Here is a 17,000-nt window from a genome sequence, read left to right as displayed (position 1 = left end):
AATGAACCTTGGTTCACTTGCCTGCCATCACGCGCGGGAACATCACATTGTTTTCCAGATGAATGTGTTGGAACAAGTCGGATTCCAACTGCTCCAATTTGATGTAAGACAGGGCATACGTCCGGCATGCTCCTTTCGGCAACTGATAATGATTGGTCACCTTTCTCATGTTGCGAAGGAGTTCGCCGGCTTTGTTGTGCTCGGCCTCCAACTGCTCAATCGCCTGTGCGGCTTTCTCCAAGGCCTCTTTCGAACCCGTCTTTTCATATTCTTTCAAAAAGGGGAAAATTTCTTGCTCCTCTTTGGGCAAATGTTGTTCCAGCTCTTCCTTCAACTCGTGAAACAGCCGGTGCAGTTCGGCAAGCTCCGGATGATCCATGCCATGCCTGTCAAAGACTTTGGTGACAAACGCGCTCAGTACGGGGAGTTCGTTGTTCAAATACTCATGATGTGTGCGGACGATATGGTCGATCAATGCGGAAAAAGATTTCTTGCGCCAATCGATCGCTTGGTCGCTCCGCTTTTGTTCCTTCAAGTAAGCCTCGTTCAGCTTTGCAAGGAACTCTTCTTCATCGATCTTCTGCCGGCTGAGCGCTGTTTTCAGGATTCGATTGCCTCCACAGCAAAAATCAATACGATATTCCATAAACAAGTTGCTTGCACTTGGAAAGATGGTCACAATCTCACCGATTTTTTCTTCTCCGTTAAATTTTCGGGTCATGTTCATTCCCTCCCTTTCAAGTCTGATTATACGATGACCATTTCCATGGCTCTGTGAACCGTATCACGTTTCCCGTTTCCAAACAGCCGGCCATCGGAGAACCCCTTGCCGGCCATCCCCGGAAAAAGGGTAAAATGAATTCAGGAGGTTTTCCCATGACTGAAAATCTTGATCTTCTGCGCTCGGTCTCTTTATTCCAGGAACTTTCCGATGAGGAATTGGAGAGGATTCGGGAGATTGCCTCCCATCGCCGCTACAACAAAAAAAACATCATCTTTGTCGAAGGCGATAAAAAAACGGCCATCTATTTGATCCAGGATGGAATCGTGAAAACCTACAAAACCGACGAAAACGGACACGAACATATCGTCAGTCTGCTTCAGTCGGGCGATTTGTTTCCTCATACGGGTTTCTTCCATTCCTCCCCCTATCCGGCAACCGCGGAGACGATCACCGATACGCGTTTGATCGCGATTCCCGTCCATGAGTTTGAGGAACTCGTGATTTCCACTCCGGCCATTGCGATCAAAGTCATGCGGGCCATGAGCGAAAAAATATGGGAACTGCAAACCAAGCTTCAGGAGCTTACCGGGCATGATGCGCAACATCGCGGCTTGTTCTTCCTGTTGAAGTTGGCCGAAAATTACGGAGAAACTTTGAACGGCTCCGTTCACATCAACATTCCCATGACTCACCAGGAGTTTGCCAGTGTCATCGGCACCACGCGTGAAACGGTCAATCGCTTGTTGAATCGACTGCGAAAGGAAGGACTTGTGGAAATGAAGCGCAACAAGCTGATCATTCACGACTACGATGCACTCAAACGGCGATGCCACAAGTGACACACATGATGTCACCTCACCGAATGCGAAAAACGACGGGGACGTGGAAGGAGAAACATCAACCCTCGGGATGAGCGTGTCGAGGGTCTTTTCTTTTGTCAGGGCAAATGAACGTGATCAATTTCACAAAAAACGGCCCGCATGCATAGAATCAATACCGGAGATATCGTTGGTTTCAGAAGTTGGCGACAAGCAGATTGTATTTTATTTCACATACATCTACACTAAACAGTAGATGCACCCCTGAGGAGGTCGATGCCATGCGAAATCCGAAGGAACATTGCCTTTCCAAGTTCCCCGTGTTGCACAAACTTTGTGAGCAGCGCATTCAAGAGATCATGGAACATGCATTTTTCCGGAAGTATCAAAAAGGTCAGATCTTGTTCATGGCGGGAGATCCGCGGGATCGGATCTATTTTTTGCAGAGCGGATATATCAGGCTGGTCAGCATGAACGACGATGGTTCCGGACAATTGTTCCTGTATCTCAGGCCCGGCAGCGTTTTCCCCTATATCGGACTGTTCCGGGACGAGTATTACCGTTTTTCCGGAGAAGCCGCCACCGATGTGGAACTGCTCTATCTCCCGATGGCCAAATTTGAACGATTGATCCGAAACGACCCCGAAGTTCTGGTCAATGTGATCCGCGTCATGGGCGACAAGATGCATGAACTTGAGGTACGGATCCAAAAATTGACCCGGGTGCATGCCACCGACCGGGTGCGGCAACTGATCAGTCTTCTCGTCCGTGACATCGGGGAGAAAATCCATGCCTCCGCCTTCCGCATTCCCTGTCCGCTCACCACCACCGACCTGGCCAAAATGGCCGGAACCAGCCGGGAGACTGTCAGTCATGTTCTGCAGGAGTACAAAGCTTCCGGCAAGTTGGCCATTCGATCAAAAATCATCACCATCACCGATCCCTCGTTTTTCGGGATATGACACGGATTCGCCTCCGCAACCGGCGTTTGGAACCCATGACATCTCCTTGAGAAGACAAGAAACAAAACCATCACCGAATGATTGAATTTCCGTGAACACACCCTCTTTTGTGATATTCATCACATTATCTCCTCGGTTTGTCTTGCTCTGATGAAGAGAGCATATCGGTTTTGTCCATGGGAATGTACTTCCCGTTTGTTTTGACATTTCCGTGAATACAGGTGTTTATATGAAATAAATCACAAAAACCGAACGCAAAGTGTTGTATCTTGAGAGCGAAGAAAGCATCGGAGAGGAGATGGGAGCCTTGGCACCTGCCAGAAGCAAACCGGCCAGCCACGTTCCGGGAAAAAACGCGTCCTCCCTCAAAGGCACGTTGGTCGGGGTATTGTTCGTCGGTGGTGTCATCGCCGCAACCTGGTTGTCCGTCTTTTTCCTGTTTCTCAGTCGAATGCAGTAAGGCGAAAAGGAGGGCTTGAAGATGCACCTTCACCGCTATGAACGTATTTGGCTGTGGATCGGAGGAGGGACCCTCCTCTTGTTCCTCACCGTCATCGGCGTGCAAGCATTCGCCATGGGAGGGCATCCCCCGGGCGGCATGGACACGGTGGATCCGGAGAAGGTTACCCGGGAGGCGCCCTTTGACCAACCCACCCTGACACAAGTGGGACCGAAGGAATACAAGGCGGTCATGGTGGCCCGGATGTTCTCCTTTCAACCCCACCGGCTGGAGATTCCGGCGGGTTCCACCGTCCATTTTGAAGTCACCAGTCCCGATGTGGTGCATGGGATGCAAATCGCGGGAACCAACGTCAACATGATGGTGATTCCGGGACACGTGAACCGGGCGTCCCATACCTTCAACCGGCCCGGGGAATACCTCCTGCTCTGCAATGAATACTGCGGAGCGGGACACCAGGCGATGGGCACACGAATTGTCGTCAAGTGACCGCAGATGACGGAAACCGGATGGAGTGTGATCCGCATGGTAAGGAGACAGCGTGAAAGATCGGGCTTCCGGTTTCAACCGAACGATGCCCGATTGATTCTCGCACACATGGTCGTCGCGTTTCTGGCCCTTTTTCTCGGTGCGATTGCCGGGTTATTGCAAGGGTTGGTCCGGGGCGGCGTGGTCGATCTGTTGCCGGTGACTTACTACCAGCTCCTGACCGCTCACGGCGTTTTGATGGCTCTGGTGTTTACCACTTTTTTCATCATCGGCTTTTTGTACTCGGGCCTCGCCCGCACTTGCGGCGGCCTTCTGTCCGACTTCGCTCGTCGGTTGGGCTGGATCGGATTTTGGTTGATGACGGCGGGGACCGTTGTGGCGACTGCCCTCATTCTCGCCAATGAGGCAACCGTGCTGTACAGCTTTTACGCTCCGCTGAAAGCCTCTCCATTCTTTTATCTCGGACTCACCCTGGTGGTCGTCGGAAGTTGGATCGGTGCCTGGGCCATGTTCACTCAATATCGCCGGTGGAAAAAGGAGCATTCCGGCAAACTGTCACCGCTGATGGCCTTTATGGCCGTGACGATCATGGGGCTGTGGCTGATCGCCACGCTGGGTGTGGCCGTCGAGGTGTTGTTCCAGCTGATCCCCTGGTCCTTCGGTTGGGTCGAAAAAATCAACATCGCGCTGAGCCGAACGCTGTTCTGGTATTTCGGCCACCCGCTCGTTTACTTTTGGCTGCTTCCGGCCTATATGGTGTGGTACGTCAATATCCCCGGGATCATCGGGGGAAAAATATTCAGTGACGCGCTGGCCCGACTCGCTTTCGTCCTCTTTCTCCTCCTGTCCACGCCGGTCGGCTTCCACCATCAATTGATGGAACCGGGCATCTCGCCGGAGTGGAAATTTTTCCAGGTGATTTTGACCTTCGCCGTGGTGGTCCCGTCACTGATGACCGCCTTCTCCATCCTGGCCACGTTTGAAAACGCGGGCCGGGCCCGCGGCGGAACGGGCCTCTTTGGATGGATTCGCAAACTCCCTTGGGGAGATGTCCGCTTTGTCGCCCCGTTTGTCGGCATGGTGTTGTTCATTCCCGCCGGAGCGGGCGGAATCGTCAACGCCAGCCACCAACTCAACCAGGTGGTTCACAACACCTTGTGGGTCACCGGACACTTTCATCTGACGGTGGCAACGACGGTGCTGCTGACCTTCTTCGGCGTCAGCTACTGGCTGATTCCCGCATTGACCGGCCGCAGACTGACACCGGGCATCAACCGGTTGGGGCTGATCCAGACGGCCATCTGGTCCGCAGGGATGCTGGTGATGTCCGGTTCGATGCATGCCGCGGGACTCTTGGGCGCACCGAGACGAACCGCTTTCACCGTATACGGAGGTCACGAAACGGCACTCGGTTGGCTTTCCTACCAGCAGGCGATGGCGATCGGAGGGGCGCTTCTGTTTGTCGGTGTCCTGCTCATGCTGTGGATTGTTCTCCGGCTGGCTTTCTTCGCACCGCGCGCCGAAGGGGGCGTCGACTACCCGGTCGGCGAGGTGGCGGAAGGTGCCGAACCGACGCCAAGGATTTTGGAACGCTGGCCGGTGTGGATCACCGTTGCGTTCGCCCTGATCCTGATCGCATACACCGGACCGATCATGCACATGATCCAACACGCGCCTCCCGGCTCCCCGCCATTTCAACCTTATTGATCATTTCACAAACAGAATGGAGGAATTCCCATGAACCAAAGGAAAAAAAACGTCATGCTCAGCGGTCTGTTGGTTTTGGCCCTTGCGGCCGGCTGCGGTTCCCAACCGGAAACGAACAGCGGCAAAAACACGCCCCCGTCTTCATCGGGCCAAGTCGCAGAAGCCGGTGTCGAAGAAGTTTATCAGCAATCTTGCGCTTCCTGTCACGGACTGAGTCTGGAAGGCGGGATCGGCCCCAGCCTGGAAAAGGTCGGAAGCAAACTGAATGAAGAACAAATCCTGGAAGTGATCACCAAGGGCCGCGGTCAAATGCCGAGCCGATTGGTCTCCGACGATGAAGCCAAAAAGTTGGCCGCCTGGCTTGCCGAAAAAAAATAAGGCTCGGATGTCTTTCCCGATTCAGCCCCATCGCACAAGGTTACAATAAGAAGTGGACGAAGAATCGCGGATCCTCCGATCCGGAAGAGGAAGTGAATGCATGAGCGAAGCGGTGAAAACCTACGAAGGATGGTATGCATACCACGATTTTCGCAAGATGGACTGGAACAGATGGAAATCGCTCAGCCCTTCGGACCGTGACCAGATGACCCGGGAGCTCATGGATACCATCCGGCAATTTGCGTCGGTGGAGGAGAACCGAAAGGGCAGTTACGGCCAGTACGCGATCCTCGGGCATAAGGCGGATCTGCTGTTCATTCACCTGCGGCCCACCCTCGAGGAATTGAATGAAGTGAAACATCAGTTTGACAAAACGGGTTTTGCCGGCGTCACCACCACTCCCTACTCTTATGTCTCCGTTGTTGAACTGAGTGCATACACCATTCCTCCGAACACGGATCCGATGAGCGATCCCGCATTCCGGGCGCGTCTTGAACCGATCCTGCCGAAAACCGGGTATGTGTGTTTCTATCCGATGAACAAACGGCGTTCCGGAAACGATAACTGGTACATGCTCTCATCGGAAGAACGCAGAGAAATGATGAGAAGCCACGGAATGATCGGTCGTTCCTACGCCGGAAAGGTTCGGCAGATCATTACCGGTTCGGTCGGCTTTGATGATTGGGAATGGGGGGTTTCCCTGTTCTCGGATGACCCCTTGAACTTCAAAAAGCTGGTATATGAAATGAGGTTTGATGAAGTCAGCGCGCGATTTGGAGAATTTGGCCCCTTTTATGTCGGTTGCAGATTGACCATGGAGGGGTTCACCTCTTTCCTCAGTGAAAACATGCAAAGATGAGGATGAAAAGAGACAAACCCTCGGCCTGGGAAAGCCGGGGGTTTGATGATTTGGATCACCTTTCCTCCAGGAATATGCCGTAGACGGACCGCTTTACCTGATACTTTCCGTTTTCGAGATCCGTCACGTACTGCTCCAGCCACTCGCGAAAACTGCGGGCCTTCACGTAATGAACATCTTCATGTGTATCATGGGTGATCACCTGTCCCATTGTGCCGCCCTCGTCGGGATCCAGGTCCAGCGCGTGATACGATTCCCAATTCCGTACCAGAAACGGGATCCACCTCTCATGGTACACACATTCCTTGACGGGTCCGACTGATTCAAACCTGTCTCCTTCACGCCATTCGCCCCAATCCACCAACTCTTTCCATTCACGCAAGATGTCTTCAAGGGGCAAGAGGATCGACATCCCCTTGTAGATGCCGCATGATCGTCGGATGTCTTCCCCGTTGCGGATTTTCAGGGATTCACGAAAATCCTCGGGAAACCGCACTCCCAACACCCGCTCCGCCTCGGCAATTTCCTCTTCCGTTGCCCCCGGCTGCAGGTGTTCGAGCCATTCCGGGACGTTCACTTCCATCCAGCGCTCCAATCGGTTCCACAAATCTCTCATCCGGTTTCTCTCCGTTTCTCCGCAATTGCCGCCCGCTTCATGGCATCAGAAAACATCGACGTTCACTCGTTCAGGGTGACGGGCGAGCCCCCTTCGTTTTTCTTGTTCCGCTCTTCGGCGAGAACGGACAAAATGCCAGAGACCAAAATCAAGATTCCCCCGGCGATGGTGTACACATCGATCCTTTCATTCAAGACGACCTTGGAAAAAAACACGGCGCTGAGCGGATCCAGGTACATGATCAGCCCCACCTGTTTGGCCGAAATCGACCGGATTCCCGAAAAAAACAGGGCAAGCGCAACCGTGGTGTGCACCAAACCGATGATGACCAGAAACATCCAACCGGTGACATCCAACTGAATCGTCAGCGGATTTCCGATTTCAAAAATCACGAACGGAAGCAGCACCAACGTGCCGATTCCGGTCTGAAAGAAGGCCATGGTCCACGAGTCCAAACTTTCTTTGATCGCTTTGGACGTCACGACGGCCAGGGCATACACGAAACCGGCGGCTACTCCGTACATTAGTCCGGTCATGTGTGATGTTCCCCCCGAGGTTTCCGGGATGAAGACCAGGTACAACCCAAAAAAGGAAAGCGCGATGAAAAACAATCCCTTCAGGTCCAGCCGTTCCTTCAAAAAGATCCATCCGAGAACGGCCATGAACGCGGGAGCCGTGTAATAAGAAAGAACTGCATTGGTGATCGTGGTCAGTTTGAGGGCCTGGATGAACAACACCCAGTTGAAGGTGTAGAACAACGACATCAGAAAGACCAGCCAGACGGTTTTCCTGTCTTTGAGAACCAAGCTTTTCAGAGAAGCGGTCAAAAGCAAAATCATGAAGATGGAAACGGCGGCAACAAACACTCTGAAAAACGTGATGGTCATCGCCGGCAAGGGAATCCGGTTGACGAACAGACCGATCGAGCCCCAGATGACGGCCGCAGACGCCACTTGCAAAGGGCCGAGCGCATTCAACATGTTACGGGTGAAGAATCTCAAACGTTAGCCCCTCCTGCCAATGAGATGTACACGCGTTCCACCGTGGGAGATTTTCCCCTCCTTTTCAAGGTGACGTGACCGATTTCACCGGTTCTCTTCACGTGCGTCCCCCCACAGGGGATTTGGATGCCTTCGCACTCCCAGATCCGGGCCTCCGGTTCATTGACCGGATTCAGCATCCGGATTTCCACATCCTTGTCAATGAAATCATTCGCCAGCCGCTCCACCTGATCCAAACGATCCCGGTCGAAGCGTTGCTCGGTGAAAAAGTCAAACCTGGATGAATCCTCGGCGATTCGGCAACCTTTGACCGGCATTTTTCCGAATACCTCAAACATGAAATGATACACGATGTGGGCGGCCGAATGCATTCTCATCAAAGTGTACCGTCTTTGCCAATCAATGTGAAGGCGCACTTCCTGCCCCACTTCCAGTTGTTCCGGTGCCTTTTCCAGAATGTGTGCCACTTGAGATCCGACTTTGATCGAAGGAAAATCCGGATGGGTGAAGAGCCGTCCCCCCGATTTTTGAGCATCCACCACCCGGAGGTTTTCGATCCATCCCGTGTCCCCCAATTGACCTCCGCCTTCGGGATAAAACACCGTCCGATCCAGAAACACCGTGTTTTCCTTGATCTCCGTCACCGTTGCCGTGCACTCCCGCAAATACGGATCTTCCACATACAACCTCAGCGTCATGCGGATTTGTCCCCCCGATAAAATGATTCATAATAATAATTTTTGCTTTATTTTAAAATTCCTTCAGAAGCATCCAAGTCCGCTCTATTGGAAAATGGCCGTCTCCGTCCATGACAGCGCCGGATCCACGTTTTTCCCTCTTTCCGGACATGCCGGCTCGCTTCGGGAATGGCCCGATTTCCTTTGATCCCCTCAACATTGCCGAATGGGCATAAATTTTTTCCGATTCAACGATTGAATGTTACTTAATCCTATCCTATAATATGATTGAGTAACACAAACCGAGGTGATGCCTGTTTTGGAAACAGTGGAAGCCATCAGGGATCGGGAAAAAATCGATGCCATGAAAAACTATCTGAAAGAGCACTCCGAAAGGGATCATTTGCTCTTTGTGCTTGGGATCAACACCGGTCTGAAAATCACGGAACTGCTTCACGTGAAGGTGCATGACGTGATGTCAACGGATGAGATCCCCAAGGAATTCCTGCAGATTCCCGGATCCGACAAGGAGATTTTCCTCAATCCCCGGGTCAGGGCAACCATTCTCCGGTTTGTCCGAATGAATCAACTGCACCCCGACGATTATCTGTTTCAATCCCCCAAAACGAAAAAACCGATCACGCGACAACAAGCGTATCGAATTCTCCAACAGGCCGCCAAGGCCGTGGGCATCGAAGGGAAAATCGGAACCAATTCGCTGCGCAAAACCTTCGGGTTTCATGCCTACAAAAGAGGGATTGCCATCTCTTTGCTGCAGAAGTATTTCAATCATGCCACTCCTTCGGAAACCCTCAGATACATCGGCATCTCCAAAGACGAGAAGATCCGTACGGAAATCGACGTCGACCTTTGAAAGAATGGAGGAATGAATGATCCGGTGCCGACCCGGATCCCATCTTTACACGGAGAGGAGAATCCGGATGGACCATATCAAAAACATCGGAAAAGAAGTCATGTTCGCCGTTCTTCCCATGACCGCGGTCATTTTTCTCCTGCAATTTACGGTCATCTGGTTGCCCGCCGAGATCTTTCTGCAATTCATCACGGGCCTGGTCATGGTCGGATTGGGGTTGTTCCTGTTCTTGGTGGGGGTGGACATCGGGCTGCTCCCCATCGGTGAGATGGTCGGGTCCTCCTTGTCCAGACTCGGGAAATTGGGACTGATTATTCTGTGCAGCATCATCCTCGGCTTTGCGGCGACCGTCGCCGAACCGGATGTCATCGTGTTGGCGTCTCAAGTGGACATGGTGACGGGCGGCAGCATTCCCAAAATGATTTTGATCGGCACCGTTGCCCTCGGAGTGGGACTCACCGTGGGACTCGGTGTGTTGCGGATCATCCTCAACATTCCCATCACGTATCTCTTGCTCGCGGGATACGCTCTGGTTTTCGTGTTGTCCCTGTTCGCTCCCATCGAATTTGTTCCCGTTGCCCTTGACTCGGGCGGCGTGACCACCGGTCCGATGACCGTTCCGTTCATCATGTCTCTCGGAATGGGCATTGCATCGGTGCTCGGCGGCAAAACCGCTTCCACGGACGGCTTCGGCCTGGTCGCCCTCGCATCGATCGGTCCCGTCCTTTCAGCCTTGCTGTTGGGGGTGTTCTACTCATGACCCATCCGTTCCACGGTTTCGGGGACACCATGTTGGAAGTCGCTCTGGCTTTGGCCCCGCTGTTTGTGGTCTTTTTGCTGTTTCAATTCATCCGGCTGAAATTGCCGTGGAAAAAAGTAATGAACATCCTGAAGGGGTTTGTCCTGACCTTTTTCGGGCTGGCGTTTTTTCTGCACGGCGTGCACATCGGATTCTTGCCCACGGGTGAACAAATGGGGATGATCCTGGGAGATCTGTCCCACAACTGGATTCTGATTCCCGTCGGCCTTGTGCTGGGATTTGTCGCCACCTTTGCGGAACCTGCCGTGAGAATTTTGAATCAACAGGTGGACAAAGTCTCGAGCGGTTCCATCCCGGAGAAAGTCATGTTGTACACCGTGTCGATCGGCGTGGCCGTGTCGGTGGCACTCTCGATGCTGCGGGTCATTGCGGGCATTCCGCTCTGGTACTTCATCATTCCGGGTTATTTGTTGGCCTTTGTACTCACCCGGTACACCAAAGACAGCTTTACGGCGATTGCCTTTGATTCCGGAGGCGTGGCGACGGGACCGATGACGGTGACATTCATTCTGTCCATGGTGGTGGGAGTGGCCACGGTCCTGGAGGATCGCAACCCTCTTCTGGAAGGATTCGGCATGATTTCCCTGGTCGCCCTGGCCCCGATCCTTTCCGTGCTGACTTTGGGAATCCTGTATGGCAGGAAGGAGAAAGAAAATGAACGCAGCATCGAGTCATAAATTGATTGTGACCGTTGTGAAAAAGGGACTGGCGCGAAAAGTGGTCCCGGCTTCGAAAAAAGCCGGTGCGGAAGGCGGAACGGTGTTGTTTGCCAAAGGAACGGGAATTCATGAAGCCGCTTCGTTCCTGGGCATTCCCATCGAGCCGGAAAAAGAACTGATTTTGACATTGGTGCCCGCCGACAAGCTGGATCCCATTCTGTCCGCCATTGTGAAAGCCGGTGATCTGGATCGTCCGGGCTACGGGATCAGCTTCGTGCTGGACACGAAGAAAATCGCGGGAATTTGCCATCTGCTGCAACCGTATTCCTGAAGGGAGGACCCGTTCATGGCCAACCCGAACATCAAATACGACCTGATCGTCACGATCGTCAACAAAGGGTACTCGGAGAAAGTGGTGGAAGCATCCAAAAAAGCCGGCGCGGAGGGAGGCACCATCCTGTTCGGCCGGGGAACCGGAATCCACGAGAAAGCCAAACTGTTCAACATGGTCATCGAGCCGGAAAAAGAAATCATCCTCACCTTGATCGATCGCCGGAAAACCGATCAAGTGTTGGAGGCGATCACGCAAAGCGTCCAACTGAACAAACCGGGGAGAGGCATTGCATTCGTCCTCGAAGTGGATCGTACGGTCGGAATCAACCACCTGCCCGACCAAACAGGAAATGACGATCAAAAGAACAAATAAGACGAATGGAAGACGTTTCCTTCCGGCGTGTGCAACCACATCAAAAAAAATAGTATAATGTCACCGGACGTTATTTCATGGGAGGGGACTTTTGAGCATGTTCAAAAAATTCCTGGCCAGATTGGGGAAAGGTTCTGCCCGCGTGGACCTCGTGCTGGAGAAAGATGCATACAGACTCGGGGAAGAAATTCGCGGAGAATTGGTGATTCAGGGCGGCACCGTTGAACAGGACATCAACAAGATTGACATTGATCTCATGGTGTACGTCCGCGGGGAAAAGCTGGAGCAATCCGCGCTGGTCAACCGGTTTTCCTTCCCTGAAAAATTCACGATCGGTCCTTCTGAAGTGAAGTCGTTTCCCTTCCAATACACGCTTCCGGAAAATCTGTTGGTTTCCGGATACTCCGTCTCGTATGCCTTTATCACCCACCTCGACATCGCGGGCGGCGTGGATTCTTCGGACCGGGATCCCGTCACGGTGCTGCCCCCGACGAGGCTCCAGCGCGTCCTGGAAGCGTTTCAATCGCTCGGATTCCAAGAAAAATACGGATCGCGCAGCTTCGATGGCCATTTGCAAGAGTTTGAAATGCAACCCACCGATCTGTTCAAGGGAGAGGTGGAGGAAATCGAGTTTTGTGCCGTTATCCAAGATGACGGGATCGCCCTGCTCCTCGAAACGGATGTGCTCACGTTTGCCGGTGAAAAAGAAATCAAGCGGGAGCTTTGGTTGGAAAACAGCCTGCTCGACAACCCGGATCAACTGGCCGAACATCTCCGGCAGGTGATCGCCGAAACCGTTCAACAACCCCACGTGTTTCCGGCTTACGACAAAAAACAGTTTTCCAGCAAATTCTCCTCAGCCGCGGGAGCGATCGGCGCGTTCGCCATCGGACTGATCACGGTCGAGCTGCTGGAAGATGCGCTGGAAGATGCCATTGAAGAGATCTTCGATAATGATGATGACGATGACGAAGAAGGAGGAGACCTCTTCGGGAACTTCTTCGGCGGTGATGAGGAGGATTGATGAAAAAAGAAGCTTGGGGATACCCCCAAGCTTTTTTGCCTGGTCCGAACGGACATCGGTGACGTTCATTCCCGACTTTCCGTCCGCTGGACTTCCGCGGGCGATACTCCTTCCGCTTCCATGGCATCCCGTTTTGTCTTGTGAACGGTGCCGAACGGATGCTCGGGCGGGGCATAAATCGTGTAAAGTTTCAGCGGCCTTTTCCCCGTATTGGTCAGGTTGTGCCAGGTTCCCGCGGGCACCATGATGGCATCCCCCTTGCCGACTTCCGTCACGAAATCCAATTGATCTTTTCGCGCGCCCATTTGGACCAGCCCTCTGCCTTGCTCAATGCGCAGGAATTGATCCACATCCGGGTGCACTTCCAGTCCGATGTCCTCCCCGACATCGATGCTCATCACGACGACCTGCAAATGGGTGCCCGTCCACAAAGCCGTGCGAAACGTGCGGTTTTTCTTCGCCGCGTGACGAATGTTGATCACAAACGGTTTTTTCCCATGGTCTCTCCATTTCACGGTTCGCTCCGGACGGCGGTACATCATGCCTTCCAAAGCATACGTCCGGCAAGCCGAAGCGTTTTGCAAACAAACCCGGGCACAGTAATGAGAGTCCGGATCAGGGTGTTTCAAGCATTCTTCCGCGCATCGCTCACTGATCCTTGCACAGAGGAGCAGCATCTGCCCGGTGGCATGACTGGATCGGGCCAGCATTTGGGCGGTAAGGCCGCAGATATCGGCGCAATCACGGAGAAGACGGGCTTGTTTGTTTCGGTCGGATGCCCCGGACGTGGAAGCCGCCATGGTCAGCATCCGGTCGCAAACGGACTGGCAATGTTGGATGAAATGCAACAAGGACATGTCAGTTCCTCCCGGAAACATGATCTGTAAACACATATGCCGGCAAGAAGAAAAGAATTCTCCCGGGAAATGACCAGGGAACAAGGGCAATCAACATGTACACCTTCACGGAGGAGATCCACCGATATGTGGGGTTTGATCATCACCGTTTTCATGCTGCTGTATTCGTTGATGTGTTACTACATCGGCCGCAGGGGATGGAACACGTTCGTCAAAACAGCTTCCCGCGGAACCCGGATTCTGTTTGTCACGGGATTCTGTCTGCTGGTCTTGCCCTTCCCGCTGGCGGAAATCGGGGAAGATGTGCTGCCTCCCGCCGTCGTCCCCTGGTTGACCATTCTGGGCGGGTATACCATGGTGGCGGTGTTGTACGGATGTTTGCTGTTGCTGGTGCTCGATGTTCTCCGGCTCATTGACAGGAAAGCCGGCTTTTTGCCCGCGGCCGTCAAAGAACATCAAAAGGCGCCGCTGATTGCCGCGATCGTCCTGTTCGCCGTTGTCGTGGGCACCGTTGTTTACGGGGGCTTGAACGCCCGCAATCCCGTGGTGACCAAATACGAGGTGACCGTGAACAAAGACGCGGGTCCCTTCCGGGAACTCAAAGTCGCCATGGTCTCGGACATTCATTTCGGTCCCATCATCCAAGTCCGGAGGCTGGAACGCTTGCATGAAATCATCCGGGGAATCAAGCCCGACATCGTGCTGCTGGCGGGTGACATCACGGACGGGAGCCTTCCGCCGGGAGAAGCCGGGAAGTTGGCAGAAGCGTTGGGGCGCATCAACGTCCCTTACGGGGTTTATGCCGTTCCCGGAAACCATGATCGGGATTTGCGCGACCATGACAGCGAACTGATGCAAAAATTGAATGAAGCGGGAATTCAGGTCCTGAAAGATCGCCATGTCAATGTGAAAGGCGGCTTTACTCTCATCGGGCGGGACGATCCCAACCGCCGCAGCGTGCCGGCAAGGATGCCGCTGAAGGATCTGATGAACGGAATCGACCCGTCCAAACCTCTCATCCTTCTCGATCATCAGCCGATCGATCTGGAAGAATCCAGAGCTCACGGCATCGACCTGCAACTGTCCGGACACACCCACAAAGGCCAGATCTTCCCCGCCGGACTGATCACCGGGATGATCTATGAAACGGACTGGGGTCTGCTCAAAAAAGGATCCCACCACCTGATCGTTTCGTGCGGGTTCGGGACCTGGGGGCCTCCGCTCCGCATCGGAAACAGACCGGAAGTGGTTCAAATCACGATGAAATTCAAATAAAAATCATGAAACGCCCGCTTTGCGGCCCGACTCCCGGGCCGCGCGAAGCGGGCGTTTTTTTGCGCATGCTTCCGCCTCTTGCCGCAATACGGCGAATGATTGAAATGATGGAAATAAAACAACATTCCTTCTTGGGGTTGTAACAGCTGTTTATGTTGTTATAGAATTGTCTCATATTGTTATAGTATAGAAATCGAAATGGAGAGGGGAGGCAGGGTTCCGTGAAACCAACAGATCAACAGAAAACGGAACTGACCAGAGGTTTGACCGACAGGCACATCCAGCTGATCGCGATCGGCGGTGCCATCGGGGTCGGGTTGTTTCTGGGGTCGGCCAAAAGCATTCAGGTTGCCGGACCGTCCCTGATGTTTTCCTATGCCCTGGCAGGCATCATCATCTTTTTCATCATGCGTGCTCTGGGTGAACTGATTTTGTACAAGCCGGTTGCCGGTTCTTTCAGTTCCTACGCGCATGAATTCGTGGGCCCCTGGGCCGGGTTCTTCACCGGATGGAGCTATTGGTTCATGTGGATCGTGACCGGCATGGCCGAGATCATCGCCGTCGGACATTACATGACCAAATGGTTTCCCAACTTGCCGCAATGGATTCCGGCTCTGATGTCACTCGTGTTTGTCTATCTGATCAACCTGGTGGCCGTCAAATTTTTCGGCGAGTTCGAGTTCTGGTTCGCCCTGATCAAGGTCGTCACGATCATCGCCTTGATCGCCATCGGACTGGTGATCATCTCCGTGGGACTGGGCAACATCCCCGCCACCGGCGTGTCCAACCTCTGGAGTCATGACGGGTTGTTCCCGAAAGGCTTTGTCGGCATGCTGCTCTCACTGCAGATGGTGGCATTCGCCTTCCAGGGCGTGGAGCTGGTGGGAGTCACGGCCGGCGAAGCCCAAAATCCCCAAAAGTCGATCCCGTCCGCCATCAACAAGGTGCTTTGGCGAATCATGATTTTCTATGTGGGTTCCCTGTTCATCATCATGTCGATCTATCCGTGGAACCAACTGGATCCGACGCAAAGCCCGTTCGTGGCCACGTTTGAGAAAATCGGCATTCCGTTTGCGGCTGACATCATCAACTTCGTGGTCGCCACGGCGGCATTGTCCTCCTGCAACAGCGGGGTGTTCAGCACCGCCCGCATGCTGTACTCCCTGTCTCTGTCCAAGCAAGCGCCCAAGGCGTTTTCCAAGCTGAACAGCCGCCAGATTCCGGCCGTGGGTCTGACCGTCTCGGCCCTGACTCTCCTGATCGGCGTGGTGCTGAATTATTTCGTGCCGGAGAAGGCTTTCGTGTACGTGACCAGCGTGGCTTTGGTCGGAAGCTTGTGGACCTGGGGGATGATCGTCGTCGCCCACATGAAATACCGGAAAGCCGTCAAAGAGAAAAACCTGCCGGAAGTCTCCTACAAGATGCCCGGAGCTCCGTTCACCAACTGGCTGGTCCTGCTGTTCCTGGCGCTGATTTTCGTCATGCTCGGCATGGACAAAGACACGCGAATCGCCATCTATGTGGCTCCGTTCTGGTTCGCGTTGCTGACGGTCGGTTATCTGTACAGCAAAAAACGAAGCGCTGCCGAAGAGAAAAAGGAGAACGCCGTCTCCGGCGAGCCGTCGACCGGCCGCGTTTGATCAAAAGGACCACTTCCTTTACCCGCCAAGGCGGGTTTTTTCTTTTCCCAAAATCACGGATGTCCCTTGATCAAAACATACACGTTCATCTATTCTATATATGAACAAATGCTCATATGAACATAAATAAGTGGTGAGTCTGATGAACAAGCATGAACACGACTTTCTCACGGATGAAGCGGTGAATCAAACCGTCCTGATCTTCCGGGCCCTGTCCGATCCCACCCGCATTCGGATTTTGTATCTCCTCGCCGAAGAGGAATGCTCCGTCGGACATATCGCCGAACTGCTTGACCTGTCCCAGTCCGCCGTTTCCCATCAATTGGCTCTGTTGCGCTCCCTGAGACTGGTGAAGTCACGCCGCGAAGGCAGGACCGTTCTCTATTCCTGCGATGACGAGCACGTGATCCGGATGCTCCACCAAACCATCCGCCACGTCCAACACGACTGAGAC

20 protein-coding genes and 2 pseudogenes are annotated in these 17,000 nt (G+C 53.4%); 16 read left to right on the top strand and 6 right to left on the bottom strand.

Features of this window, described 5'->3' with window-relative positions:
* Window positions 1-13 precede the first annotated feature (13 nt).
* Entirely contained in the window at window positions 14-721 is a 708-nt protein-coding gene (gene ric / locus EG886_RS03145) for an iron-sulfur cluster repair di-iron protein (protein ID WP_124726779.1), read from the bottom strand.
* A 155-nt stretch (window positions 722-876) separates the two neighbouring features.
* Between ric and EG886_RS03140 the strand changes: the two genes are divergently transcribed.
* The 7 genes from EG886_RS03140 (at window position 877) to hemQ (ending at window position 6,397) form a co-directional block, all read left to right on the top strand.
* On the top strand, window positions 877-1,563 hold the full coding sequence (locus EG886_RS03140; RefSeq protein ID WP_124726778.1) for a Crp/Fnr family transcriptional regulator: 687 nt from the start codon (window positions 877-879) through the stop codon (window positions 1,561-1,563).
* 260 nt (window positions 1,564-1,823) lie between these two features.
* Window positions 1,824-2,504, top strand: coding sequence for a Crp/Fnr family transcriptional regulator (locus tag EG886_RS03135; protein WP_124726777.1), 681 nt, complete (start codon window positions 1,824-1,826; stop codon window positions 2,502-2,504).
* Window positions 2,505-2,811: 307 nt separating this feature from the next.
* Window positions 2,812-2,964 carry a cytochrome c oxidase subunit 2A gene (locus EG886_RS03130; protein ID WP_124726776.1) on the top strand — a complete coding sequence of 51 codons (153 nt, stop codon included), beginning with the start codon at window positions 2,812-2,814 and terminating at the stop codon, window positions 2,962-2,964.
* Window positions 2,965-2,985: 21 nt separating this feature from the next.
* Window positions 2,986-3,453, top strand: coding sequence for a cytochrome c oxidase subunit II (locus EG886_RS03125; protein WP_124726775.1), 468 nt, complete (start codon window positions 2,986-2,988; stop codon window positions 3,451-3,453).
* A gap of 36 nt (window positions 3,454-3,489) precedes the next feature.
* On the top strand, window positions 3,490-5,160 hold the full coding sequence (locus EG886_RS03120) for a b(o/a)3-type cytochrome-c oxidase subunit 1 (protein ID WP_124728634.1): 1,671 nt from the start codon (window positions 3,490-3,492) through the stop codon (window positions 5,158-5,160).
* Window positions 5,161-5,190: 30 nt separating this feature from the next.
* Complete coding sequence (gene cccB / locus EG886_RS03115; protein WP_241154356.1) at window positions 5,191-5,538, top strand: cytochrome c551; 348 nt, start codon at window positions 5,191-5,193, stop codon at window positions 5,536-5,538.
* A gap of 100 nt (window positions 5,539-5,638) precedes the next feature.
* The gene (gene hemQ, locus EG886_RS03110; RefSeq protein ID WP_124726774.1) at window positions 5,639-6,397 is read left to right on the top strand and encodes a hydrogen peroxide-dependent heme synthase; all 759 of its coding nucleotides are present in this window, start codon (window positions 5,639-5,641) and stop codon (window positions 6,395-6,397) included.
* A gap of 55 nt (window positions 6,398-6,452) precedes the next feature.
* Here the strand turns inward: hemQ and EG886_RS03105 are convergent, their stop codons facing one another.
* The 3 genes from EG886_RS03105 to EG886_RS03095 all read right to left on the bottom strand — a co-directional run bounded on the left by EG886_RS03105 (window position 6,453) and on the right by EG886_RS03095 (window position 8,712).
* Window positions 6,453-7,013: an SMI1/KNR4 family protein gene (locus tag EG886_RS03105; RefSeq protein ID WP_124726773.1), complete on the bottom strand. Its 561-nt coding sequence runs from the start codon at window positions 7,011-7,013 to the stop codon at window positions 6,453-6,455.
* A 62-nt stretch (window positions 7,014-7,075) separates the two neighbouring features.
* Complete coding sequence (locus EG886_RS03100) at window positions 7,076-8,014, bottom strand: DMT family transporter (RefSeq protein WP_124726772.1); 939 nt, start codon at window positions 8,012-8,014, stop codon at window positions 7,076-7,078.
* The gene (locus EG886_RS03095; protein WP_124726771.1) at window positions 8,011-8,712 is read right to left on the bottom strand and encodes an alanyl-tRNA editing protein; all 702 of its coding nucleotides are present in this window, start codon (window positions 8,710-8,712) and stop codon (window positions 8,011-8,013) included. Before EG886_RS03095 ends, EG886_RS03100 begins: the two co-directional genes overlap by 4 nt.
* Before the next feature lie 298 nt (window positions 8,713-9,010).
* Between EG886_RS03095 and EG886_RS03090 the strand changes: the two genes are divergently transcribed.
* From EG886_RS03090 to EG886_RS03065, 6 genes are all read left to right on the top strand, one after another.
* Window positions 9,011-9,565: a tyrosine-type recombinase/integrase gene (locus EG886_RS03090; protein ID WP_124726770.1), complete on the top strand. Its 555-nt coding sequence runs from the start codon at window positions 9,011-9,013 to the stop codon at window positions 9,563-9,565.
* Window positions 9,566-9,632: 67 nt separating this feature from the next.
* Window positions 9,633-10,325 carry a DUF1538 domain-containing protein gene (locus EG886_RS03085; RefSeq protein WP_124726769.1) on the top strand — a complete coding sequence of 231 codons (693 nt, stop codon included), beginning with the start codon at window positions 9,633-9,635 and terminating at the stop codon, window positions 10,323-10,325.
* On the top strand, window positions 10,322-11,062 hold the full coding sequence (locus tag EG886_RS03080; RefSeq protein WP_124726768.1) for a DUF1538 domain-containing protein: 741 nt from the start codon (window positions 10,322-10,324) through the stop codon (window positions 11,060-11,062). The genes EG886_RS03085 and EG886_RS03080 overlap by 4 nt, the downstream gene beginning before the upstream one ends.
* Window positions 11,040-11,375: a P-II family nitrogen regulator gene (locus EG886_RS13915; RefSeq protein WP_124726767.1), complete on the top strand. Its 336-nt coding sequence runs from the start codon at window positions 11,040-11,042 to the stop codon at window positions 11,373-11,375. Before EG886_RS03080 ends, EG886_RS13915 begins: the two co-directional genes overlap by 23 nt.
* A 15-nt stretch (window positions 11,376-11,390) precedes the next feature.
* Window positions 11,391-11,750 (top strand): P-II family nitrogen regulator, encoded by a 360-nt coding sequence (locus EG886_RS13910; RefSeq protein ID WP_124726766.1) that lies wholly within the window; start codon window positions 11,391-11,393, stop codon window positions 11,748-11,750.
* 97 nt (window positions 11,751-11,847) lie between these two features.
* Window positions 11,848-12,774: a sporulation protein gene (locus EG886_RS03065; RefSeq protein WP_124726765.1), complete on the top strand. Its 927-nt coding sequence runs from the start codon at window positions 11,848-11,850 to the stop codon at window positions 12,772-12,774.
* Between the two features lie 65 nt (window positions 12,775-12,839).
* On the opposite strand, the pseudogene EG886_RS03060 reads toward EG886_RS03065, so the two are convergent.
* Window positions 12,840-13,283 (bottom strand): annotated as a pseudogene (locus tag EG886_RS03060) (cupin domain-containing protein); the annotation flags it as partial.
* A gap of 105 nt (window positions 13,284-13,388) precedes the next feature.
* Window positions 13,389-13,574: pseudogene (locus EG886_RS14150) on the bottom strand (four-helix bundle copper-binding protein); the annotation flags it as partial.
* 183 nt (window positions 13,575-13,757) lie between these two features.
* On the opposite strand from EG886_RS14150, the gene EG886_RS03055 reads away from it, so the two are divergent.
* The 3 genes from EG886_RS03055 (at window position 13,758) to EG886_RS03045 (ending at window position 16,997) form a co-directional block, all read left to right on the top strand.
* Window positions 13,758-14,906, top strand: coding sequence for a metallophosphoesterase (locus EG886_RS03055; protein ID WP_124726764.1), 1,149 nt, complete (start codon window positions 13,758-13,760; stop codon window positions 14,904-14,906).
* A 221-nt stretch (window positions 14,907-15,127) separates the two neighbouring features.
* Window positions 15,128-16,546 carry an amino acid permease gene (locus EG886_RS03050; RefSeq protein ID WP_124726763.1) on the top strand — a complete coding sequence of 473 codons (1,419 nt, stop codon included), beginning with the start codon at window positions 15,128-15,130 and terminating at the stop codon, window positions 16,544-16,546.
* Between the two features lie 142 nt (window positions 16,547-16,688).
* The gene (locus EG886_RS03045) at window positions 16,689-16,997 is read left to right on the top strand and encodes an ArsR/SmtB family transcription factor (protein ID WP_124726762.1); all 309 of its coding nucleotides are present in this window, start codon (window positions 16,689-16,691) and stop codon (window positions 16,995-16,997) included.
* Window positions 16,998-17,000 lie beyond the last annotated feature (3 nt).

Source organism: Staphylospora marina (assembly GCF_003856495.1).
Lineage (GTDB): Bacteria > Bacillota > Bacilli > Thermoactinomycetales > Thermoactinomycetaceae > Staphylospora > Staphylospora marina.
This window is presented reverse-complemented; position numbering and strand designations above follow the sequence as displayed.